This window comes from Microbacterium sp. NPDC087589 (genome assembly GCF_044743635.1).
Lineage (GTDB): Bacteria > Actinomycetota > Actinomycetes > Actinomycetales > Microbacteriaceae > Microbacterium.
In genome coordinates, this window is sequence record NZ_JBIUWV010000001.1 from 243,334 (window position 1) to 266,119 (window position 22,786).

Sequence of the window (22,786 nt, forward strand, 5' to 3'; positions counted from 1 at the left end):
GGCTGGCTCAGTACGCAGGGTCGATCAGATCGGGCGACACCTCTGAGGCGGCAGCCTCGTCGACGAAGAACACGGTGCGCTTGCGACCCTTGGCTCCGGCCGCCGGAACGTTCGTGTAGCTCGCGCCGGCAAGGGCGAGGCCGAGCGCCGACGCCTTGTCTGCTCCCGTGAGGACGAGCCAGACACGCTTTGAAGCGTTGAGCACCGGGCGCGTCAGCGTGACCCGCTCGGGCGGCGGCTTGGGGGAGTCCCGCACAGGCAGCGCGGCGGCATCCGTCACCGTGACCTCGGGGCGGTCTGGGAAGAGGGAAGCGATGTGGCCGTCTGGCCCCACACCGAGGAAGCACACGGCGAACGACGGCCACGGGTGGTCGTCGGTGCCGTAACGAGCGAGCTCTGCCGCGTAGGCGGCGGCAGCCTCGTCGAGGGTCAGGCCCTCGCCGGCGGCTGCGACCTCGTGCACGTTCTCGGCAGGAACCGGGATGTGGTCGAGAAGAGCCTCGCGCGACTGCACCGCGTTGCGGTCGGCGTCATCGCGAGCGACGAAGCGCTCATCGCCCCACCAGAAGTGCACGAGCGACCAGTCGATGTGGGCCGACCGCGGGTCATCACGCGTCGCCCGCAGCACCGCGCCGCCCATCGAACCGCCCGTGAGGGCGATATGGGCGATGCGGCCGTTGCGAGTGCGCGCGCGAAGACGGGTCAGGAACCGGTCGGCCACGCTTGCGGCGAGTGCTGCGGGCGTGGGCTCGACCACGACCCGCTTCTCAGCGGATGCTGTCTGCGTCGACATCATTCTCCTGTCTCGGGCGGTCCCAGCTTCTCCCAGCCCTCGGTGATCACTCGACCGTACAGGACGTCGGGGTCGAGGCGACGCAGCTCCTCGGCGAGGCACTCGCGCAGTGTGCGGCGGGGGAGGTGCAGGTCGTGGTCGGGCTGATCAGGCTGCGTCAGCACGGCCACGCCGGGCGTCGGGCGCTCGAGCAGGATGTCTCCGGACGAGCGGTGGAGGCGCACCGACTTGATGCCCTCCTGCCAGTGCTCCGGGTCTTCGTACGACCACTTGACCGGAACGTCGAGGGCCATCTGCAGCCACGCGGCCAGCAGAGCCGTCGACGGCGAGGCGGATCCACCGCGTACCTCGACGGCGGTCACCTCTTCGAACGGCGGCTGATCGAGCACGGCGGCGAGCTGCTCGCGCCAGTGTGTGAGACGCGTCCAGGCGAGGTCGGTGTCGCCGGGGGCGTGCGTCGCCCCGAGCTGCGCGAGGCGATCGCGCACGTCGGGTGCCGTCGCGGCATCCGTGATGCGTCGCTGCGCGATCTTGCCGAGCGGCGACGCGGCCGGCGACGTCGGTGCCTCTTCGGGCCACCAGGCGACGACCGGGGCGTCGGGCAGAAGCAGTCCGGTGACCAGGCTCTCTTCGTTGCTCGCGGCGTCTCCGTAGGCGCGGAGCACGACCACCTCGGACGCTCCGGCGTCGCCGCCGACGCGGATCTGCGCATCGAGTCTGGCATCGCCCTCGCCCGTGGTGAGCACGATGACGCGCATCGGGTGCTCGCGGGAGGCATCGTTGGCGGCGTCGATCGCGGCCTCAGCGACACCGTTGCGGGCCGAGATGATCAGCGTGAGCACACGGCCCAGCGCGACAGCACCGCCTTCTTCGCGCACCTTGACGAGCTGCTTGGCGACCTGGCTGACGGTCGTGTCGGGAAGGTCGATGATCATGGGCGTCTCCAGACTCGTCCGTCACGGGCTAGGAGGTCGTCGGCGGATGCCGGACCCCACGAACCGGGTGCGTACTGGTCGACCGGGCCGCCCTCGGCTGCCCAGTACTTCTCCACGGGGTCGAGGATCTTCCAGGAGAGCTCGACCTCTTCATGCCGCGGGAACAGCGGCGGATCACCCAGAAGGACATCGAGGATCAGTCGCTCGTACGCCTCGGGGCTCGCCTCGGTGAACGCGTGGCCGTAGCCGAAGTCCATGGTGACGTCGCGCACGTTGGTTCCGTTGCCCGGCACCTTCGATCCGAAGCGGATCGTGACGCCCTCATCGGGCTGCACGCGGATCACGAGCGCGTTCTGGCCGAGCTCCGACGTGTTCGAACGGCCGAACAGGTGCTCCGGCGCCGTCTTGAAGACGACCGCGACCTCGGTCACTCGACGGCCGAGGCGCTTTCCTGTACGCAGGTAGAACGGCACGCCGGCCCAGCGGCGGGTGTCGATCTCGAGCTTGATCGCGGCGTAGGTCTCGGTGGCCGACTCAGGGTTCATGCCGTCCTCGTCGAGGAAGCCGGTGACCTGCTCTCCGCCCTGCCAGCCACCCGCGTACTGCCCGCGCGCGGTCGCGAGGGAGAGGTCGTCGGGCACGTGCACCGCGGCGAGCACCTTCTCCTTCTCGGCACGCAGATGCTCGGCCGACAGGCTGATCGGCTCTTCCATGGCGGTGAGCGCGAGCAGCTGCAGCAGGTGGTTCTGGATGACGTCGCGCGCGGCGCCGACACCGTCGTAGTAACCGGCGCGGCCCCCGACGCCGATGTCCTCGGCCATCGTGATCTGCACGTGGTCGACGTAGTTGCGGTTCCAGATCGGCTCGTACAACTCGTTCGCGAAGCGCAGCGCCAGAATGTTCTGCACCGTCTCCTTGCCGAGGTAGTGGTCGATGCGGAAGATCGAGTCGGCCGAGAACGCCACTTCGAGGGCGGCGTTGAGCTCGCGCGCGGATTCGAGATCGTGTCCGAACGGCTTCTCGATCACGACACGGCGCCAGCGCTCGTCGTCGTCGTCGTTCGCTCCGACGAGACCCGAGTCCTTGAGCTGCTTCGCGACGAGCGGGAAGTCCTTCGGCGGGATCGACAGGTAGAACGCGTGGTTGCCCATCGTGCCGCGTTCGACGTCGAGCTGGTCGACGGTCTCACGCAGCTTGCGGAACGACTCGGGGTTGTCGAACTCGCCCGATACGAAGCGGATGCCCTGGAGAAGCTGTGCCCACGTCTCCTCGCGGAACGGCGTGCGAGCGTGCTGCTTGACGGCGTCGTAGACGACCTGCGCGAAGTCCTGGTCCTCCCAGTCGCGACGGGCGAAGCCGACGAGAGCGAATCCGGGTGGCAGGAGCCCGCGGTTGGCGAGATCGTAGACGGCGGGCATGAGCTTCTTGCGTGACAGGTCTCCGGTCACACCGAAGATCACGAGAGCGCTGGGCCCCGCGATCCGGTTGAGACGGCGATCATCGGGGTCACGCAGCGGGTTGTGCCCGCGCGAGATGGGAACAGACATCGGTGGGGGATTCTCCTGGCTGTTACTTCTGTGCGGCTTCGAAGAGGGTGAGGACGTCGGCCGACGAATCGGTGATCGTCAGGGAGACGACCGGACGGCCGTGCTCGGCCAGTACGCCGGCATCGCCGGCCGCCTGTGCCTCGATGAGCTGGCCGAACGTGAACGGTCGCTCGGGGATCTCGAGATCGACGTCGGTGCGCTCCAGGATCTGCAGGAACACGCCCTGCGCCGGTCCGCCCTTGTGATACTGGCCGGTGGAGTGCAGGAATCGGGGTCCCCAACCGAACGTGGTCGGCCGACCGGAGTCGGCGGCGACGAGCTCGCGGAGCCCCTGCAGCTGCGGGACGTCGAGCCTGTTGACGTATGCCTGGATCGACACGTAACCGTCTGTCGGAAGCGCCGCCCACAGTGCGTCGAGCACGCCCTCGACGGTTCCGGACGCCGCCAGAGCGGGGTCGGACACGCGAACCTCGACGCCGTTCTCGACGAATGCGGGAGCAGTCGGCGCCGGACGGGCATCGAGCAGACCTCGCGCCGCGACCTTCGCCGACTCGACGTCAGGCTGATCGAAAGGATTGATGCCGAGCAGGTAGCCGGCGATCGCCGTCGCGTACTCCCAGACGATGAGCTGCGCACCCAGCGAACCGCTGACGAGGATCTCGCCCTCGTGTCGCTCACGCAGGTGGAACTCGTTCGCGTCGTCGACGAGCCGCACGATCTGCAGATCGGACGGCTGGGAGTCGAGCTCGGGCGATACGGGCAGCAGCACGACGGGCAGGATGCCGGTGCCGTCCTTGCCCGTGGACTCGGCGATGAGCTGCTCGATCCAGTCGGGCAGGCCGTTGATGTGCGTGCCGTCGGTGATCAGGCCGAGCTTGTCGCGACGAGGCACCGTGGCGGAGATGGCCGCGGCCAGACGCAGTGCAGGGTTGTCGGCAGAATCGATCGCGACCTCGAGGAGCGAGGCCTCTGCCTCGTCGAGGAGCTCATCGATGTCCGCGCCGGCGAGGCCCGTCGGTACGAGCCCGAACGCGGTGAGCGCCGAGTAGCGTCCGCCGACGTTGGGGTCGGCGTTGAACACGCGGTAGCCGGCTTCGCGAGCGGAGACGTCGAGCGGCGAGCCCGGGTCGGTCACCACGATGATGCGCTCGAGCGGGTCTATGCCCACGTCGCGGAACGCGGCTTCGAACGTGCGACGCTGCGAGTCGGTCTCGACGGTCGAGCCCGACTTCGACGACACCACGAGCACTGTGCTCTGCAGACCCTCGTCGAGCGCGGCGAGCACCTGGCCGGGAGCGGTCGAGTCGAGGATCGTCAGAGGGACGCCGGCGGTCTGGGCGATCACCTCGGGGGCGAGCGATGAGCCGCCCATACCCGCGAGCACGACTCGCGTCACACCCCTCGCGTGCAGGTCGGCGCGCAGCGCGACGATCTCAGCGACCAGAGGGCGTGAGACGGATACCGCCTCGACCCATCCGAGGCGGATCGACGCCTCGGACTCGGCTGCCGGGCCCCACAGGGCCGCGTCGCCACCGGTCACGCGCGAGGCGACGAGGTCGTGGACGAGAGCGGGAACCGTCTCGTCGATCGCGACCCGAGCCGCGCCAGAGGCGTGGATCGCAAAAGTCATCGCTGCGCCTCGAGGCCCTCGGCCACCTGCGTCAGCAGGTCGTGCCACGAGTCGATGAACTTGGCGACGCCCTCGTCCTCGAGCACCTGCGTGACGTCGGTGAAGTCGATCCCGAGGTCGGCGAGGCCGGCGAACACCGTGCGGGCTTCTTCATAGCCCGCCGTGATGGTGTCTCCGGTGACGACGCCGTGGTCGAAGGTCGCCTCGAGCGTCTTCTCGGGCATCGTGTTGACGACGTCCTTCGCGACGAGCTCGGTGACGTAGAGGGTGTCCGGCAGCGCCGGGTCCTTGACGCCGGTCGACGCCCACAGCGGGCGCTGGGCGTTCGCGCCGGCCGCGATGAGGTCCTGAGCGCGCTTCTCGGCGAACTTCTGCTCGAAGAGCTCATAGGCGAGACGGGCGTTCGCGAGTCCGGCCTTGCTCTTGAGCGCCTCGGCCTCGTCGGTGCCGATCGCCGAGAGACGCTTGTCGGTCTCGGTGTCGACGCGAGAGACGAAGAATGACGCGACGGAGTGGATGCTCGACAGGTCGACATCGGCGCTGTGTGCGCGCTCGAGTCCGGTCAGGTACGCGTCGATGACCTCGGCGTAGCGCTCCAGACTGAAGATCAGGGTCACGTTGACGCTGATGCCCGATGCGATCGCCTCGGTGATCGCGGGCAGGCCCGCCTTCGTTGCGGGGATCTTCACGAGCAGGTTCGGGCGATCGACCTTGGCCCACAGCTTCTTCGCCTGCTCGACAGTGCCCTCGGTGTCGTGCGCGAGGTCGGGGGAGACCTCGATCGACACGCGGCCGTCGACGTGGCCCGACTTCTCCCACACCGGGCGGAAGATGTCGAGAGCGGCCGCGACGTCCTGCGTTGTCGCGGCGAAGACGGCTTCTTCGGCCGTTGCGCCCGATGCGGCGAGCTCGGTGACCTGAGCGTCGTACGACGTGTTGTTCTTGTCGGTGATCGCATTGGCGAAGATCGTCGGGTTGGTCGTGACGCCGACGACGTTGCGGGTCTCGATCAGCTCGGCGAGGTTGCCTGAGGAGATGCGGGTGCGTGACAGGTCGTCGAGCCAGATGCTGACACCGGCTGCTGCGAGGTCTGCGGTGGGGGTGCTCATGCGTTCTCCTTGATGGTCTCGCGTGCGGCCGCGATGACGGCCTCGGTGGTGATGCCGAACTTCTGGAACAGGGTCTTGTAGTCGGCGGATGCGCCGAAGTGGTCGATCCCGACCGAGCGGCCGCGGTCGCCCACGATGCCGCGCCAGCTGAGAACCGATCCGGCCTCGACCGAGACGCGGGCCGTGACGGCCTGGGGAAGGACCGACTCGCGGTAGGCCTCGTCCTGCTCGTCGAACCACTCCAGCGACGGAGCGGAGACCACGCGCACGTTCACGCCCTCTTCTGCGAGTGCTGCGCGCGCGTCGACCGCGAGCTGCACCTCGGAACCGGTGGCGATGATGATCACGTCGGGCGTGCCGTTCGGCGCCTCCGCGAGCACGTACGCGCCCTTCGCGACGCCGTCGGTCGAGGCGAAGACGTCTCCGTCGGCCCCGCCCTGTCCGCGTTCGAACACCGGGATGTTCTGACGCGTCAGAGCGATACCGGCCGGTCCCTCGTGACGGCGGAGGATCTCGAGCCAGGCGGCCGAGGTCTCGTTCGCGTCAGCGGGGCGCACCAGGGTGAAGTTCGGGATGGCGCGCAGCGTGGCGATCTGCTCGACAGGCTGGTGGGTCGGGCCGTCCTCGCCGAGTGCGACCGAGTCGTGCGTCCAGACGAAGATGCTGGGCACGTTCATCAGCGCGGCCAGACGCACCGGCGGGCGCATGTAGTCGCTGAAGATGAGGAACGTGCCGCCGAAGGCGCGCGTCGGGCCGTGCAGCACGATGCCGTTGATGATCGCGCCCATGGCGTGCTCGCGGATGCCGAAGTGCAGCACACGGCCGTAGGGGTCACCCGACCACTCGTGCGTGGACCACTCGGCGGGGATGAAGGACTTCGAATCCTTGATCGTGGTGAGGTTCGATTCGGCGAGGTCGGCCGATCCGCCCCAGAGCTCGGGGAGCTCGGCGGCGAGAGCGTTGATGACCTGGCCGGAAGCCGCACGGGTCGACACGTCCTTGCCGCTCTCGAAGACGGGGAGAGCGGAGGTGATGTCCGCAGGCAGCTCCTTCGCCTCGAGGCGATCGAGGAGCGCCTTGCGCTCGGGGTTGGCCGCAGCCCAGGCGTCGAACGACTTCTGCCACGTGGCACGAGCCTCGGCCGCGCGCTCGGCGAGACCACGGGTGTGGGCGATCACATCGTCGGCGATCGCGAAGTGCTCGTCGGCGTCGAAGCCGAGGACCTTCTTGGTCGCGGCGAGCTCGTCGCCGCCCAGCGCGGATCCGTGGATCTTGCCGGAGTTCTGCTTGCCGGGCGACGGCCAGCCGATGATCGTCCTCAGGATGATGAGCGATGGCTTCGAGGTCTCGCCCTGGGCGGCCTCGATCGCGGCATGCAGCTCGGCGACGTCCTCGACGTACTCGCCCGTCTTCTTCCAGTCGACGGTCTGCACCTGCCAGCCGTAGGCCTCGTAGCGCTTCGCGACGTCTTCGGTGAAGGCGACGTTCGTGTCGTCTTCGATCGAGATCTGGTTGGAGTCGTAGATCGCGATGAGGTTGCCGAGCTCCTGGTGGCCGGCGAGCGAGGAGGCCTCGCTGGTGACGCCCTCCTGGAGGTCGCCGTCACCGGCGATCACGTAGACGAAGTGGTCGAACGGGCTGGTTCCCGCCTCGGCCTCCGGGTCGAAGAGGCCGCGCTCGTAGCGAGCGGCGTATGCGAAGCCCACCGCTGAGGCGAGTCCCTGGCCGAGCGGGCCGGTCGTGATCTCGACGCCCTTGGTGTGGCCGTACTCGGGGTGCCCGGGGGTGAGCGAGCCCCAGGTGCGCAGCGCCTTGAGGTCGTCGAGCTCGAGGCCGAAGCCGCCGAGGTAGAGCTGCACGTACTGGGTGAGGGAGGAGTGCCCGACCGAGAGGATGAAGCGGTCACGGCCGAGCCAGTCGGTGTCGGTCGGGTCGTGACGCAGTACCCGCTGGTAGAGGAGATACGCGGCCGGAGCCAGGCTCATCGCGGTGCCGGGATGGCCGTTGCCGACCTTCTCCACGGCATCCGCAGCCAGAAGACGCGCGGTGTCCACCGCGCGTCGGTCGATCTCATCCCACTGCAATTCCGACACTGTGAAGCCCTTCTGCAACTGTTCGAGAGCACCCGGATTGCACGATCGCAGTCCGCAACGCAAAGGATGGGGTTGTGATGTGCGCCGGGCGCGCGAGTCATTTCAGCATAGCGCCGAGGTCTGACCCATTACCCCCCTTTACAACGCTCCGCGCTTCCAGTAATTCCATGGATCTGCCCCGTGTTCCACAGCCCGGTGGGACTGCGGATCATGGTTCCTGGAACGCGATCCCGTGACGCCCGGGCGAGGCGCATGCAGAGCTTGGAAGAGGGATCAGGGCCGGAGCACGGGCGAGCGCCTCGTCTCGCGTGCCCTAGACTGGGAAACGCTGTCGTGACGCGTGTGGAGGAGGCGATCGAGATCTCGACGATGTCTGATCAGACCGTTGTGAAGAAGTCCATCGGTCGCACCGTGAAGGCGTACGTCGCCCTCACCAAGCCGCGCGTCCTCGAGCTGCTGCTGGTGTCGACCGTCCCGGTGATGTTCCTCGCCCAGGGGGGGCTGCCCGACCTGTGGCTGGTCCTGGCCACCGTGATCGGCGGATCGTTGAGCGCCGGGTCCGCCGCGGCGTTCAACATGTACCTCGACCGCGACATCGACGCCCATATGCATCGCACCGAGAACCGCCCGCTCGTCACGGGTGAGATCACCCCGAGGGGCGCGCTCATCTTCTCGTGGACCCTGGCAGTGGTCTCCACCGTGTGGCTGTGGTTCACGACGAACTGGCTGGCGGCGACGCTGTCGGCATCCGCCATCTTCTTCTACGTCGTGATCTACACGATGATCCTCAAGCGCCGCACCGAGCAGAACATCATCTGGGGTGGCATCGCCGGATGCTTCCCCGTGCTCATCGGCTGGGCCGCGGTCACCGGTTCGCTCGACTGGCCGGCGTTCATCCTCTTCGCGCTCATCTTCCTCTGGACGCCGCCGCACTACTGGCCGCTCTCGATGAAGTACAAGGACGACTACGAAGACGTCGACGTGCCCATGCTCGGCGTCACCCGCAACGCCTCGCAGGTCGGACTCCAGGTCATCCTGTATGCCTGGGCCACCGTTGCCTGTTCGCTGCTGCTGATCCCGATCGCGAGCATGGGCCTCGTCTACGGCGTCTCGGCCGCCGTGTTCGGCGGCTGGTTCATCTACGAGTCGCACCGCCTGTACAACCAGGCGGTGCGCGGCAACGAGGCGCGGCCGATGCGAGTCTTCCACGCCTCGATCACCTACTTGACGCTGATCTTCGTAGCCGTCGCGGTCGACCCGCTGCTGCCCTTCTGAGCCTCGTCATCCTCGGCGGTCTTCGCGGCATCCGTGTCGGTCGTGTCGTTCTCGACCGTCGTGGTCTCGTTGTCGTCGACGGCATCTGATTCGGCGTTCCAGTCGATCGGCTCGACGACGACCGGTGCAGGTGCCGGCAGGAGCGCCTGCACGGCACTCAGGCCGACGGCGATCAGGATGCCGATGACGCCCGCGCCCAGGAGCGCGGCCCCGACGACGACGAGCGACTGCCCGACATAGACCTCGATGCCGGTGGCCGTGCCATCGAGCAGAGTGCTCGTCATGGTGCCGATCTGGCCGGCGATGAGCCAACCGCCCACACCAGCCGAGGCGAGCGAGAGCACGAGGAGGAGCCAGAAGCCGATGCTGCGTGTCAGTGACTTGTTCATGCCGGCCACGTTGCACGACGAACTGATGAGCCTCTGATGCCGCAGCTATGCATCCACTGTGCCGCGCCCGTCACTCCTGGGGCGCGACGGGCTTCTTCAGGTGCAGCACCACGACCGTGTAGGCCGCGGCCGAGAGCGAGGCGAGCACCATGTGGATGCCGACGAGCAGTGGAGGGAGACCCTCACGCGCCTGCCAGATGCCGACACCTACCTGCACGAGGATCGCGAGCACGAGCACGAGCAGCCACTTGCGGGGCTCGAGACGCAGTACCCACGCCGAGATCGTCAGCGCGGCGACGAGCGCGGCGAGAACGTATCCGGGCCACGCGTGGACGTGTGCGAGCACGGTGGCGTCGAATCCGTGGCGCAGCACGTCGGCATCACCGGAATGCGGGCCGGATCCGGTGGTGAGCACGCCGAAGACGATCGTCACGGCGAGAGCCAGGCCGGTGACGTGGCTCAGGGCCGCGAACCACTTCGGGACCGCGCGCTCCCTCGGACCCGGCTGCCCGTAGAGGCGCACCAGGAACGCTGCGGTGACGCACACCAGCAGCAGCGAGGACACGTAGTGGAACCCGACGATGAAGGGGTTCAAGCCGGTGAGCACGGTGATGCCGCCGACGAGCGCCTGTGCGACGACTCCGAGCAGCACGATCCAGGCGAGGATGACGAGATCACGTCGCTCGGTCGTCAGACCGAACGAGCGCACCATGGCAGCGACCACGGAGACGAGCAGAGCGCCCATGGCGAACGGAGTCGCGGGAATCGAGAACAGCGACACGATCACGAAGGTGATGACGGCCGCGACGACGCCGGCAGCCGCGAAACGCAGGGCGGAGAACACCAGCAGTCGGCCGCCGACACGCGCCAGCACGAGCAGCAGGACGGCGAGGGCGATGATGCCGACGACGCCCGTCATGACGCGGTTGCCGAACTCGATGATGCCGTGGATTCCCTGGTCGGCATAGATCGGCACGAGCGACTCGGGGGTGCAGAGCGGCCACTCCGAGCACCCGAGGCCGGATCCGGTGAGGCGCACTGCGCCGCCGGTGCCGATGATGATCGTCTGAGCCAGGAAAGACAGCCAGGCGAACACACGGAGCGCTCGTCCCCAGAGGATCGCATGCGTCGACGCAGGTGCGTTCGCGGAGGCGGAGATCGTGGGCTGGGGCATAAGTCTTCTCCGAACCGCCCGGACATGGCGAGCGGCCCTGTCTTCAGGCGGAACCTGTAGAATCGGATTGTTGTGATGAGCGCTTACCGCGCTGAAGCATCACCAACAGTTTAGGCGCGATGGATGCGCCGGTGATGAGGGCCCACCAACGGCACCCGCTCCCGCAGACTCGACGGGGATCAGGTGTGTCGGGGCGGATGACACCGTTTGGGACCTGTGAGGAGAGTGTGTGATGTCGGATGTACTGATCGACCGCCCGGAGCTTGACGGCCTGGGGGTGTACGAATTCGGATGGCATGACGAAGATGCCGCCGGAGCCATCGCCAAGCGTGGAATCTCCGAAGAGGTGGTACGCGGGATCTCGGCGCTCAAGCACGAGCCCGAATGGATGCTGAAGACCCGTCTCAAGGGCTATCAGCTCTTCGGACGCAAGCCGATGCCGACCTGGGGTGCAGACCTCAGCGAGATCGACTTCGACAACATCAAGTACTTCGTGCGCTCCACCGAGAAGCAGGCGCAGTCCTGGGAGGACCTCCCCGCGGAGATCCGCGAGACCTACGAACGCCTCGGCATCCCCGAGGCGGAGCGCCAGCGCCTCGTGGCCGGTGTCGCCGCACAGTACGAGTCCGAGGTCGTCTACCACCAGATCCGCGAGGACCTGGAGGAGCAGGGCGTCATCTTCATGGACACCGACACCGCTCTGCGTGAGCACCCCGAGTTCTTCGAGGAGTACTTCGGCACCGTGATCCCGGCGGGCGACAACAAGTTCGCCGCGCTGAACACCGCCGTGTGGTCGGGCGGCTCGTTCGTCTACGTCCCCAAGGGCGTGCACGTCGAGATCCCCCTGCAGGCCTACTTCCGCATCAACACCGAGAACATGGGCCAGTTCGAGCGGACCCTGATCATCGCCGACGAAGACAGCTACGTCCACTACATCGAGGGCTGCACGGCTCCGATCTACAAGTCGGACTCGCTGCACTCTGCCGTGGTCGAGATCATCGTGAAGAAGAACGCCCGCGTTCGGTACACGACGATCCAGAACTGGTCGAACAACGTCTACAACCTCGTCACCAAGCGTGCGGTCGCGCACGAGGGAGCGACGATGGAATGGGTCGACGGGAACATCGGCTCCAAGGTAACGATGAAGTACCCGTCGATCTACCTGATGGGCGAGCACGCCAAGGGGGAGACGCTCTCGGTCGCCTTCGCGGGTCCCGGCCAGCACCAGGACGCCGGCGCGAAGATGATCCACATGGCGCCGTACACCCAGTCGTCCATCGTCTCGAAGTCGATCGCCCGTGGTGGCGGTCGTGCGGGGTACCGCGGTGAGGTCCGGGTGGACGCCAATGCGCACCACTCTGCGAACACCGTCCGCTGCGACGCCCTGCTGGTCGACACGAAGTCGCGGTCCGATACGTATCCGGCCATCGACATCCGTGTCGACGACGTGCAGCTCGGTCACGAGGCGACAGTCTCGAAGGTCAGTGAAGAGCAGCTCTTCTACCTGCAGTCTCGTGGGATGCCCGAGGACGAGGCGATGGCGATGATCGTGCGCGGCTTCATCGAGCCGATCGCGCGGGAACTGCCCATGGAGTACGCGATGGAATTGAACAAGCTCATCGAGATGGGCATGGAAGGATCGGTCGGCTAAATGGCGGCCTCGACGACAGCGCCCAGCGAGGCGCAGCACACGAACGCGCACATCGACCCCGCAGCACAGGTCTCAGAAGCCGGATTCGTTCCGGTGCAGACCCGCTCGGAGCGCCCTCACTCCTTCGACCCCGACGACTTCGGTGCTCCCACCGGGCGCGAGGTCAACTGGAAGCACACCCCGGTCGCCAAGCTCTCGCCTCTCTTCGAGGTCGCGGGCTCGGGCGACGGCGTGAGCTACTCGTTCGGCTCGGGAGAGCAGTACGTGTCGGCCCCGCTGGCCGCCGGAGATGCACCGCGCGGAGAGGTCTTCCTCGCCGAGGACATCACCGCCGCGATCGCGTGGCAGGGCTCGCCCGAGGCGCTGCACATCCGCATCCCGCGTGAAGAAGAGGTCGCGGAGCCCGTCTTCATCGCGATCGACGGACTCGGCGCAGACCGTCGCGCCGACGCCCACCTCGTCATCGAGGCGCTCGAGCACAGCTCTGCGACCGTCGTGCTGCAGCACACGGGCGCGGCGCAGTACTCGCAGAACGTCGAGATCATCGTGCGCGACGGCGCGAAGCTCACCGTCATCAGCCTGCAGCAGTGGCAGGACGAGGCTGTGCACACGTCTGCGCACCAGGCCAGAGTCGACGCGGATGCCACGCTCAAGCACTTCGTCATCAGCTTCGGCGGCGGTGTCGTGCGCGTGAACCCCAGCGTCGAGCTCGCCGGCGCAGGCTCGGAGGGCTACCTCTACGGACTCTCCTACGCCGACGCGGGGCAGCACCTCGAGAGCCAGGTGTTCCTGCATCACAAGGGGCCGCACACCAAGGGCGACGTGCTCTACAAGGGTGCGCTCCAGGGCAAGGGCGCGCACAGCGTCTGGATCGGCGACGTGCTGATCGGCGCCGACGCGAACGGCACGGACTCGTATGAGGCCAACCGCAACCTGGTGCTCACCGAGGGCGCTCGCGCCGACTCGATCCCGAACCTCGAGATCGAGACCGGAGACATCCTCGGAGCAGGCCACGCCAGCGCCACCGGTCGTTTCGACGACGAGCAGCTGTTCTACCTGCAGGCCCGAGGCATCAGCGAAGAGGAAGCCCGCCGTCTCGTCGTGCTCGGGTTCCTCACCGACATCGTGCAGCGTCTGGGAATCCCCGCGCTGGAGGCCGAGCTTCTCGCCGCGATCGAGACGGAGCTCGCCGAGGTGAACGCATGACCGCGGAGCGCGTCTGCGGCGTCGCCGAGCTCGAACAGGATCTGCCGATCCGCGTCGAGCCGAACGGCGTGCCGATCACCGTGATCAAGGATTCCGAGGGCGTCATCCACGCCATCGGAGACGTCTGCACCCACGGCGACATCTCCCTCTCTGAGGGCTTCGTCGAAGGAGAGACGGTGGAATGCTGGGCCCACGGCTCCGCATTCTCGCTGCTCACCGGCAAGCCCCAGAATCTCCCCGCTTATGAGCCCGTTCCGGTCTACGTCGTCGAGATCGACGGCGACGACGTGCTCATCGACCCGACTGTGACGAAGGAAGTCTGAATGTCTGTTCTCGAAATCCGCGACCTCTACGTGACGGTCGAGACCGAGGCGGGAATCACCCCGATCCTCAACGGAATCACCCTCACGATGAACACGGGTGAGACGCACGCGATCATGGGCCCCAACGGCTCGGGCAAGTCGACGCTCGCGTACACGATCGCCGGCCACCCGAAGTACACGGTGGCGTCCGGCTCGATCACGTTCGACGGCGAGGATGTCCTCGCGATGAGCGTCGACGAGCGCGCTCGTGCGGGCCTCTTCCTCGCGATGCAGTACCCCGTCGAGATTCCCGGCGTGACGGTGACGAACTTCCTCCGCACGGCCAAGACCGCGATCGACGGCGAGGCGCCGGCGATCCGCGGGTGGACGAAGGACGTCAAGACCGCCATGTCCAACCTCCGCATGGACCCGAAGTTCGCTCAGCGCAACGTCAACGAGGGCTTCTCCGGTGGTGAGAAGAAGCGCCACGAGATCCTTCAGCTCGAGGTGCTCAAGCCGAAGTTCGCAGTCCTCGACGAGACCGACTCCGGTCTCGATGTCGACGCGCTGAAGATCGTCTCCGAAGGCGTCAATCGCGCCAAGGAGTCGACGGGCCTCGGCGTGCTGCTCATCACGCACTACACCCGCATCCTCCGCTACATCCGTCCCGACTTCGTACACGTGATCGTCGCGGGCAAGATCGTCGAAGAGGGTGGCCCGGAGCTCGCTGATCGGCTCGAGGACGAGGGATACGACCGTTTCCTCGACCCTGCAGCCCCCATCGAGGCGTAGGCTGATTCGCATGACAGCCACCCTCACCGACGCGAAGTACGACGAGGTCACCGAGGCTCTCAAAGACGTCATGGACCCGGAGCTCGGGATCAACGTCGTCGACCTCGGCCTCATCTACGATCTGGCGTGGGATGACGAGAACGATGCTCTCGTCATCCACATGACGCTCACCAGCGCGGGCTGCCCGCTGACCGACGTTCTCGAGGACCAGACCGCTCAGGCTCTGGACAGCGTCGTCGATCGCTTCCGCATCAACTGGGTGTGGATGCCGCCGTGGGGTCCGGAGAAGATCACGGACGACGGGCGCGACATGATGCGCGCTCTCGGCTTCGCCATCTGAGGATGCTCGAGGTCACGGCTCTGCCCCTGGCGGAGCTCCGCGAGCGCAGCAGCGAGAAGTGGAGGGAGTATCCCGCCGATGTGCTTCCGCTCTTCGTCGCGGAGACCGACTTTCCGTTGGCGCCGGCGATCTCATCCGCTCTTCGACGCGCTGTCGACATCGGCGACACGGGGTACATAGCCTCACGCACGCCGCTTGCCGAGGCATACGCGGACTTCGCGCTCCGTCGTTTCGGCTGGCACGTCGATCCGTCGCAGATGCGAACGACGGCCGACGTGAGCATGGGGATCGTCGAGATCCTGCGCCGTGTGACGCAGCCGGGGGAGCGCGTGGTCGTCACCCCGCCGGTGTATCCGCCCTTCTTCGACCTGGTCTCCGAGGCGGGCGCCGAGGTCGCTCGGGTGCCGCTGATCGATACCGGCACGGGGTGGGAACTCGATCTCGACGGCATCCGCGCGGCGTTCGACGACGGTGCCGCCGCGATGCTGCTCTGCAACCCGCACAATCCGACCGGCACGGTGCACGACCGCGACTCGCTGGCCGCTCTCGCCGAGATCGCCGACGAGTACGGCGTTGCGGTGATCTCGGATGAGATCCATGCGCCGCTCGCCCAGCCGGGAACCGGGTTCACGCCGTTCCTCGATGTCGGCGACGCCGCCGAGCGCGTCGGCTACGCCGTCGTGAGCGCGAGCAAGGCCTTCAATCTCGCTGGTCTCAAGTGCGCGCTCATGGTGACCGCTTCCGACCGCACCAGCGCCGTCGTGCGCGGGCTTCCGATCGAGGTCGAGTGGCGCACCGGGCAGTTCGGACTCCTCGCGGCAGTGGCCGCATTCTCTGAGGAGAGCGACGCCTGGCTCGACGGGCTGCTCAGGACGCTCGATGCGAATCGCGTGCTGCTCGAAGATCTGCTCGCGTCGAGGCTCCCTGCCGCACGCTATCGGATCCCCGATGCCGGGTACTTGGCCTGGATCGATCTCTCGGGTCTGGGGTGGGGAGACAATCCCGCGCGGCGGATCCTCAAGGAGGCGAAGGTCGCCCTGCACTTCGGCCCCGCCTTCGGCGAGCAGGGCAGAGGATTCGTCCGGCTGAACTTCGGCACGAGCCCCGAGATCATCACCGAGGCCATCGAGCGCATCGCGTCGCTCGAGGATCGATGATCACCGGGCATCAGCAGACCGCATCGATCTGGGACCGGGAACGACTCTGGGTCACCGTCGGTGCAGTCGCGCTGATCTTCCTCGCCGCGATCGAGGCGCTGGCGGTCACGACCGTCATGCCGATCGTCGCAGAGTCCCTCGACGGCCGCGAGCTCTATGCTGTGGCCTTCGCCGGAACCCTCGCGACGAGTGTGATCGGCATGGTCGCGGCGGGTGCGTGGGCGGATTCTCGGGGACCCCGCGGGGCTCTGTACGCCGCCGTCTCGTTGTTCATCGCCGGCCTGCTGCTGTCGGGCTTCGCTGTGACGATGGACCAGTTCCTCGTCGGGCGCCTGGTTCAGGGTCTCGGCGCAGGTGGGCAGACCGTGGCGCTGTATGTCGTGGTGGCTCGGCTGTATCCGCCCCAGCTTCACGGCAGAGTGTTCGCGGCGTTCGCAGCCGCGTGGGTCGTGCCGTCGATGATCGGTCCGTTCCTCGCCGGAGCGGTTGCCGAGTACCTCGATTGGCGCTGGGCGTTCCTCGGCGTCGCCGTGCTGACGACTGTCGCCTTCGTGACCGTCGTGGCCCGATTGCGTGGCGTCGACCTCGGACGTGGTGGACCTCAGGATCGCCGCGCGCTCGTCGTCCGTCTGCTTCTCGCGGTGCTCGTCGCGGTCTTTGCGGTGCTTGTCGGTCTCACGGCGGAGCTGAGCGTGCGCGTCGCATGGCCGGTGGCGCTCGGATCCGTCGTCGTGATCGCCGTTGCCCTGCTGCCGCTGGTTCCGCGGCGCACGCTTCGTGCGGGGCGAGGTCTGCCGAGCGTCGTCCTCATGCGCGGCATCGCCGCAGGCGCGTTCTTCGCGGCCGAGGCGTACATCCCCTACCTGCTGATGGAGCGCTTCGGCTTCACGGCGACCTGGGCGGGGATCGCGCTCATGCTGGCTGCCTTCGCGTGGGCCGGGGCTTCGCAGCTGCAGGGGATCTTCGGCGAACGTCTCGGCAACACCCGCATCACCGTGATCAGCCTGTCGCTCCTCCTCCTGGCGCTCGCACTCGTCTTCGCGGCGGCGCAGTGGGGCGTGTCGCCCGTGTTCGTCGTCGTCGGTTGGGGCTTCGCCGGCGGTGGCATGGGGCTGCTGTATCCACGCCTCACGGTGCTCACGCTGGCGTACTCGAACGAGGGCAATCAGGGGTTCAACTCGTCGGCGCTGTCGATCTCCGACGCCGCAGGTTCCGCGGTGACGATCGCGCTGGCCGGGTTGCTCGTCGCGACGCTGGGCGGAGACTCCGCGTCGTTCGGAGTGGTGTTCGTGTTCTGCCTCGGTCTGGTGCTGGTGGCGTTCGTGCCGGGACTCAGACTGGGCCACGCCGCGGAGGCGTCTGAGGGCTGAGGCCGGTGTTGGCCGGTTCCCCGGCGATCTCTGTGACGCCCAGGTCGAAGACGCGGTCCAGGCCGGCGGTGACGTCTGCCGTGCCATCGGCGAGAGCCGCCCCGTGGCTCTCAGCGTGCATGCGCTGCTGGACGAGAGTCGCGTGGCCGAGAACGAAGTGCAGGAGTGCCGCTGCTCGCTCGGCGACGTCTGTGTGACCGTGACGCGCGAGGGCGGCCTCGAGCGCCGTCTGGGCGTAGGACGAGCCGAGACGCAGCGCGTAGGTGCTGAGCACCAGCTCTGCCCCGTCACGGTAGGTGAAGAGGGCGTCGCGGATGCTGCGCGCGGTTGTCAGCACGTCGGCATCGTCGCGGGGGATCCCTGCGGTGATCCGGTCTGCCAGCGCTGCCAGCAGCTCCTGCTTGCTCGTGAAGTGCCAGTAGAGGGCGCTCGGCTGCACATCGAGCCTGCCCGCGATCCGGCGCATAGACAGGTCGGCCAGACCGACCTCGTCGAGCAGGGCGAGCGCCGCGCGTGTGACGCCGCCGCGGTCGTGACGCGCGGAGTTGTGCTCTGGGGTCATGCGATCAGTATAGTGAACACCGTTCAAGTGAACGGTGTTCAGGAAGGTGTCGGACAGTGACTCAGCAACGTGATGACCTCGGTCGTGAACTGGCGAGAGTGGCGATCTTCGCCGCGCTCATCGTCGTTCTCGGCATGGTGACGATACCGATTCCCGGTGGAGTGCCGATCACGGCGCAGACACTGGGAGTCATGCTCGCCGGTGCTGTGCTCGGACCCCGCCTGGCCCCGCTCTCGATTCTGCTGGTGCTCGCTCTCGCCGCCATCGGACTTCCCGTCCTCGCCGGTGGGCGGGGCGGCGTCGGCGTCTTCGTCGGTCCGACTGCCGGATACCTGCTCGGATGGGTGGCAGGCGTCATCGTGATCGGCCTCATCGTGGGCAGCGGTCGGCTCAGCTGGTGGCGGGTCGCCCTGGGAGTCGTCGTCGGCGGCATCCTCGTCGTGTATCTGTGCGGGATCCCCGTGACAGCGCTCGTGCTCGGGCTCGACCTCGGCCCGACCGCGCTTGCGAGCCTGGTGTTCCTGCCGGGCGATCTGCTGAAGGCGGCCGCGGCGACGGCGCTGGTGCTCGCGCTGCGGCGCGCGTACCCCCGGGCGTTCGGCGTGCGTGCCCCCGCAGCGCCCGCATCCGTCCGTGCGATCTGAGACCGCGGTCGGATCGATCTCGCTCGACGATGTCACGGTCGAGCGGGACGGGCGGTCGATCCTGCGTGCTGTGAGCGTTGAGCTCACGGCGCCGAGGATCGCGGTGATCGGCGCGAACGGATCGGGCAAGTCGACGTTCGCGCGCCTGCTGAACGGACTCGTACTGCCGGATGCAGGGCGAGTCACGGTTCATGAGCTCGACTCGCGTCGGGACACGAAGGCTCTTCGGCGCCGCGTCGGATTCGTCTTCTCCGACCCGCAGGCGCAGATCCTGATGCCGACGCCCGCTGAGGACCTCGCGCTCTCGCTGCGCGGCTCGCCCCGAGCCGAGATCGCCAGTCGGGTGGCCGGCGCACTCGCCGATCATGGGCTGACCGACAGGGCGGACATCCCCGCGTCTGAGCTGTCAGGCGGTCAGAAGCAGCTGCTCGCTCTCGCCTCGGTTCTGATCACCGAGCCCCGGTTGATCGTGGCCGACGAGCCGACCACGCTGCTCGACCTGCGCAACTCGCGAAAGATCTCCGACCTGCTGCTGGCGCTGCCGTCGCAGGTCGTCATCGTCACCCACGACCTCGATCTTGCAGCGAGATGCGACCATGCGGTGCTCTTCGACGCAGGTTCGCTCATCGCAGCCGGCACCCCGGAGGACGTGGTCGCCGAATACCGCGAGCGGTGCGGATGATCCAGTCGTATCGGCCCGGAGCGAGCACCATCCACCGGATGCCGACGGGGCCCAAGCTCGCGCTGTTCGCGGCGCTCGCGCTCGTGTCGTCCGCATACCCGCATGGCGCATGGAGTGTCACGATCTCACTCGTCGTCGTATGCATGCTGTACCTCGTCGCCGGGTTGCCGGTGAAGGTTCTGATCGTCGAGATGTGGCGGCTGCGCTGGCTCGTGCTGGTTCTCGGGTGGGCGCTGTGGATCTTCGTATCGCCGCTCACCGCATGGATCAGCACCGCCAGGGTGATGTCGCTGCTTCTGCTCGCCGGGCTCCTGACGATCACCACCCGGATGGGTGATCTGCTCGCCGTGCTGCATCGAACGCTGCGGCCGCTGCGGAAGCTGGGCGTCGACGCCGATGCGATCGCGATGACGATCTCACTGACCCTCACGATGATCCCGGTGGTCGCCGGGTTCGCGCATGCGGTGCGCGACGCCCAGCGGGCACGCGGCATCCGTCTCGGGCTTCGAACCGCCGTGCCGCTCATGGTGAGGACGCTACGCCACGCGGACGAGGTCGGCGACGCTCTCGCCGCGCGCGGACTGGTGTGATCAGCGGGATGCTGAGGCGACTCGCGGACGACGCATCCACGCCCACCGGGTCGTGTCCAGCCTGCAGAATGAGCTCGTTGATGACATCCACCTCAGAAGGCTAAGAAGCAGGCGGCAGGTGGGGCATCACCCTGAGGTATCGACCGCATCCCCGGGAGAGGTAGATCCGGCCATGATCTGCGCGTCGACTGAACACTCAGCAGGGCGATCTATACTGGGAGTTTGGCCCCTCGGCCCGAATCCCCTTGAAAGAACGGACATCCCGCCTGTGCTTGCCGTGCACGAACTCGAGATCCGCGTGGGCGCACGCCTCCTGATGGAGAACGTGTCGTTCCGTGTGAGCGACGGAGACAAGATCGGTCTCGTCGGCCGCAACGGTGCAGGAAAGACCACGCTCACCAAGGTGCTCGCCGGTGACGTCCTGCCGTCCGGCGGAAGCGTGACCCGCTCGGGTCAGCTCGGCTACCTGCCGCAGGATCCGCGATCGGGCAACCCCGAAGACCTCGCTCGCACGCGAATCCTCGACGCCCGCGGACTCGGCCAGCTCAACCTCGGGATGAGCGAAGCGGCACTCGCGATGGGGTCCGATGACCCCGCGGTCGCCGACAAGGCGATGAAGCGCTACGCGCGCCTCACCGAGGAGTTCGAAGGACAGGGCGGCTACGCGGCCGAGGCCGAGGCGGCCTCCATCGCGAACAACCTGTCTCTGCCCGACCGCATCCTCGACCAGCCGCTCTCGACTCTGTCGGGCGGTCAGCGCCGTCGTATCGAGCTGGCCCGCATCCTCTTCTCGGATGCTGAGACGATGATCCTCGACGAGCCGACCAACCACCTCGACGCCGACAGTGTCGTGTGGCTGCGCGAGTTCCTCAAGAACTACAAGGGCGGGCTGATCGTGATCAGCCACGACGTCGAACTCGTCGGCGAGACCGTCAACAGGGTGTTCTACCTCGACGCCAATCGCCAGATCATCGACACCTACAACATGAACTGGAAGAACTACCTGCGCCAGCGGGTGGCCGATGAGGAGCGCCGCAAGAAGGAGCGCGCCAACGCCGAGAAGAAGGCCACGACCCTGCAGCTGCAGGCGGCCCGCTTCGGGGCGAAGGCGTCGAAGGCCGCTGCCGCTCATCAGATGATCGCACGTGCCGACAAGCTGCTCGCCGGACTCGATGACGTCCGCCAGGAAGAACGCGTCGCCAAGCTGCGCTTCCCGAAGCCCGCTCCGTGCGGCAAGACCCCGATGATGGCGACCGGACTCTCGAAGTCCTACGGCTCACTCGAGATCTTCACCGACGTCGACCTCGCGATCGACCGCGGATCCAAGGTCGTCGTGCTCGGACTCAACGGTGCAGGAAAGACGACGCTGCTGCGCATGCTCGCAGGGGTCGACCAGCCCGACACCGGTCAGCTCGAGCCCGGACACGGACTCAAGGTCGGGTACTACGCGCAGGAGCACGAGAACCTCGATGTGAATCGATCGGTGCTCGAGAACATGGTGTCGGCCGCTCCGCACATCACCGAGATGGAAGCGCGCCGGGTGCTCGGCTCGTTCCTGTTCACGGGAGACGACGTTCTCAAGCCCGCCGGAGTGCTCTCGGGTGGTGAGAAGACGCGTCTCTCGCTCGCGACGCTGGTGGTCTCGTCCGCGAACCTGCTGCTGCTCGATGAGCCCACCAACAACCTCGACCCCGCTTCGCGCGAGGAGATCCTCGGCGCGCTCGCGCACTACGAGGGAGCAGTCGTGCTCGTCTCGCACGACCCTGGTGCGGTGCAGTCGCTCAACCCCGAGCGCGTGCTGATCCTCCCCGATGGCGTCGAAGATCTCTGGAGCCAGGAGTACCAGGACCTCATCGAGCTCGCCTGATCGGGCCCGGCGGAGGCATTCGGTCCGAGGTCGGTGGCATAGTCGAGAGGGTGACGCACCCATCTGACACCCTTGGCTCTCTCAACGAGTGGCTGAGAGGCCGACATGCCCTCACCGGGACAGCTCCGGACTGGGACCTCGACGCGCTGCCGGATGACCCGAGCGAGCTCTTCGCCACGTGGTTGCGCGCAGCGTCGGATGCAGGAGTCGCGGAGCCGCATACGGTCACCCTCGCGACAGTGGATGCCGGGGGAATTCCCGATGCCCGCACGCTCATCCTGAAGAGGATCGACGACCAAGGGTGGGCGTTCGCCAGCACGAGGTCGTCTCGTAAAGGCGCACAACTCGACGCCGTCCCCGCCGCGGCGCTCAATTTCTGGTGGCAGCCGCAGGTGCGCGCGGTGCGGGTGCGCGGTCGTGTGGAGGAAGCGAGCCTCGAGGAGAGCGCCGCCGACCTCGCCGCGCGCTCCCCGGCCGCGCAGGCGGAGGTCGCGGACGGCGATTGGGCGGTGTGGCGGATCATCCCGACTCGGATCGAGTTCTGGCAGGGGTCGCGAGACCGCCGTCACACGCGGGTCATCTTCGACGCCGCCGACGACGGGTGGTCTCGGACGATCACCGGCGGTCTCGCGGATCGTACGTCGGGAGAAGCGCGGACGACATGAGCGTGCTGACAGG

22 protein-coding genes are annotated in these 22,786 nt (G+C 67.4%); 13 read left to right on the forward strand and 9 right to left on the reverse strand.

Going from position 1 to position 22,786, the window contains the following annotated elements:
* Positions 1-7: 7 nt before the first annotated feature.
* The 6 genes from pgl to tkt are packed head-to-tail and all read right to left on the reverse strand — an operon-like array spanning position 8 to position 8,107.
* Positions 8-793, reverse strand: coding sequence for a 6-phosphogluconolactonase (gene pgl / locus ACIOU8_RS01225; protein ID WP_400785043.1), 786 nt, complete (start codon positions 791-793; stop codon positions 8-10).
* On the reverse strand, positions 793-1,728 hold the full coding sequence (locus ACIOU8_RS01230; RefSeq protein WP_400785045.1) for a glucose-6-phosphate dehydrogenase assembly protein OpcA: 936 nt from the start codon (positions 1,726-1,728) through the stop codon (positions 793-795). Before ACIOU8_RS01230 ends, pgl begins: the two co-directional genes overlap by 1 nt.
* Positions 1,725-3,275: a glucose-6-phosphate dehydrogenase gene (gene zwf, locus ACIOU8_RS01235; protein ID WP_400785047.1), complete on the reverse strand. Its 1,551-nt coding sequence runs from the start codon at positions 3,273-3,275 to the stop codon at positions 1,725-1,727. Before zwf ends, ACIOU8_RS01230 begins: the two co-directional genes overlap by 4 nt.
* 22 nt (positions 3,276-3,297) lie before the next feature.
* Positions 3,298-4,905, reverse strand: a complete 1,608-nt coding sequence (locus tag ACIOU8_RS01240; protein WP_400785049.1) for a glucose-6-phosphate isomerase — start codon at positions 4,903-4,905, stop codon at positions 3,298-3,300.
* On the reverse strand, positions 4,902-6,014 hold the full coding sequence (gene tal / locus ACIOU8_RS01245) for a transaldolase (protein ID WP_400785051.1): 1,113 nt from the start codon (positions 6,012-6,014) through the stop codon (positions 4,902-4,904). Before tal ends, ACIOU8_RS01240 begins: the two co-directional genes overlap by 4 nt.
* Positions 6,011-8,107 (reverse strand): transketolase, encoded by a 2,097-nt coding sequence (gene tkt, locus ACIOU8_RS01250; protein ID WP_400785053.1) that lies wholly within the window; start codon positions 8,105-8,107, stop codon positions 6,011-6,013. Before tkt ends, tal begins: the two co-directional genes overlap by 4 nt.
* A 369-nt stretch (positions 8,108-8,476) precedes the next feature.
* Between tkt and ACIOU8_RS01255 the strand changes: the two genes are divergently transcribed.
* Positions 8,477-9,382 carry a heme o synthase gene (locus tag ACIOU8_RS01255; protein WP_400786834.1) on the forward strand — a complete coding sequence of 302 codons (906 nt, stop codon included), beginning with the start codon at positions 8,477-8,479 and terminating at the stop codon, positions 9,380-9,382.
* Here ACIOU8_RS01255 and ACIOU8_RS01260 read toward each other — a convergent pair.
* Both ACIOU8_RS01260 and ACIOU8_RS01265 read right to left on the reverse strand, forming a co-directional pair.
* Positions 9,328-9,771, reverse strand: a complete 444-nt coding sequence (locus ACIOU8_RS01260) for a hypothetical protein (RefSeq protein ID WP_400785055.1) — start codon at positions 9,769-9,771, stop codon at positions 9,328-9,330. The genes ACIOU8_RS01255 and ACIOU8_RS01260 overlap by 55 nt on opposite strands.
* 70 nt (positions 9,772-9,841) lie before the next feature.
* Positions 9,842-10,945 carry a heme A synthase gene (locus ACIOU8_RS01265; RefSeq protein WP_400785056.1) on the reverse strand — a complete coding sequence of 368 codons (1,104 nt, stop codon included), beginning with the start codon at positions 10,943-10,945 and terminating at the stop codon, positions 9,842-9,844.
* Positions 10,946-11,177: 232 nt separating this feature from the next.
* Here ACIOU8_RS01265 and sufB point away from each other — a divergent pair, with 232 nt between their 5' ends.
* Genes sufB through ACIOU8_RS01300 form a run of 7 tightly spaced genes read left to right on the forward strand, consistent with a single transcriptional unit; the run spans position 11,178 to position 17,763 of the window.
* Complete coding sequence (gene sufB, locus ACIOU8_RS01270) at positions 11,178-12,596, forward strand: Fe-S cluster assembly protein SufB (protein WP_053096457.1); 1,419 nt, start codon at positions 11,178-11,180, stop codon at positions 12,594-12,596.
* Entirely contained in the window at positions 12,597-13,802 is a 1,206-nt protein-coding gene (sufD, locus tag ACIOU8_RS01275; protein ID WP_400785059.1) for a Fe-S cluster assembly protein SufD, read from the forward strand.
* Positions 13,799-14,125: a non-heme iron oxygenase ferredoxin subunit gene (locus ACIOU8_RS01280; RefSeq protein ID WP_400785061.1), complete on the forward strand. Its 327-nt coding sequence runs from the start codon at positions 13,799-13,801 to the stop codon at positions 14,123-14,125. Before sufD ends, ACIOU8_RS01280 begins: the two co-directional genes overlap by 4 nt.
* Positions 14,126-14,896, forward strand: coding sequence for a Fe-S cluster assembly ATPase SufC (gene sufC, locus ACIOU8_RS01285; RefSeq protein ID WP_400785063.1), 771 nt, complete (start codon positions 14,126-14,128; stop codon positions 14,894-14,896). It abuts the gene before it with no gap.
* A 10-nt stretch (positions 14,897-14,906) separates the two neighbouring features.
* Positions 14,907-15,236, forward strand: coding sequence for a metal-sulfur cluster assembly factor (locus ACIOU8_RS01290; RefSeq protein ID WP_060926108.1), 330 nt, complete (start codon positions 14,907-14,909; stop codon positions 15,234-15,236).
* Positions 15,237-15,238: 2 nt separating this feature from the next.
* Positions 15,239-16,393 carry a MalY/PatB family protein gene (locus ACIOU8_RS01295; RefSeq protein ID WP_400785065.1) on the forward strand — a complete coding sequence of 385 codons (1,155 nt, stop codon included), beginning with the start codon at positions 15,239-15,241 and terminating at the stop codon, positions 16,391-16,393.
* A complete protein-coding gene (locus ACIOU8_RS01300; protein WP_400785067.1) occupies positions 16,390-17,763 on the forward strand; it encodes an MFS transporter in 1,374 nt (457 codons plus the stop codon). Before ACIOU8_RS01295 ends, ACIOU8_RS01300 begins: the two co-directional genes overlap by 4 nt.
* On the opposite strand, the gene ACIOU8_RS01305 is transcribed toward ACIOU8_RS01300, so the two are convergent.
* Positions 17,726-18,325: a TetR family transcriptional regulator gene (locus tag ACIOU8_RS01305; RefSeq protein WP_400785069.1), complete on the reverse strand. Its 600-nt coding sequence runs from the start codon at positions 18,323-18,325 to the stop codon at positions 17,726-17,728. The genes ACIOU8_RS01300 and ACIOU8_RS01305 overlap by 38 nt on opposite strands.
* Positions 18,326-18,381: 56 nt before the next feature.
* Between ACIOU8_RS01305 and ACIOU8_RS01310 the strand changes: the two genes are divergently transcribed.
* The 5 genes from ACIOU8_RS01310 to ACIOU8_RS01330 all read left to right on the forward strand — a co-directional run bounded on the left by ACIOU8_RS01310 (position 18,382) and on the right by ACIOU8_RS01330 (position 22,773).
* Positions 18,382-18,969: a biotin transporter BioY gene (locus tag ACIOU8_RS01310; RefSeq protein WP_400785071.1), complete on the forward strand. Its 588-nt coding sequence runs from the start codon at positions 18,382-18,384 to the stop codon at positions 18,967-18,969.
* On the forward strand, positions 18,959-19,651 hold the full coding sequence (locus ACIOU8_RS01315) for an energy-coupling factor ABC transporter ATP-binding protein (RefSeq protein ID WP_400785073.1): 693 nt from the start codon (positions 18,959-18,961) through the stop codon (positions 19,649-19,651). The genes ACIOU8_RS01310 and ACIOU8_RS01315 overlap by 11 nt, the downstream gene beginning before the upstream one ends.
* On the forward strand, positions 19,648-20,241 hold the full coding sequence (locus ACIOU8_RS01320; protein WP_400785075.1) for an energy-coupling factor transporter transmembrane component T family protein: 594 nt from the start codon (positions 19,648-19,650) through the stop codon (positions 20,239-20,241). Before ACIOU8_RS01315 ends, ACIOU8_RS01320 begins: the two co-directional genes overlap by 4 nt.
* 268 nt (positions 20,242-20,509) lie before the next feature.
* Positions 20,510-22,108: an ABC-F family ATP-binding cassette domain-containing protein gene (locus tag ACIOU8_RS01325; protein WP_042537558.1), complete on the forward strand. Its 1,599-nt coding sequence runs from the start codon at positions 20,510-20,512 to the stop codon at positions 22,106-22,108.
* Positions 22,109-22,158: 50 nt separating this feature from the next.
* Positions 22,159-22,773, forward strand: a complete 615-nt coding sequence (locus ACIOU8_RS01330) for a pyridoxal 5'-phosphate synthase (RefSeq protein ID WP_400785077.1) — start codon at positions 22,159-22,161, stop codon at positions 22,771-22,773.
* Positions 22,774-22,786: the final 13 nt, after the last annotated feature.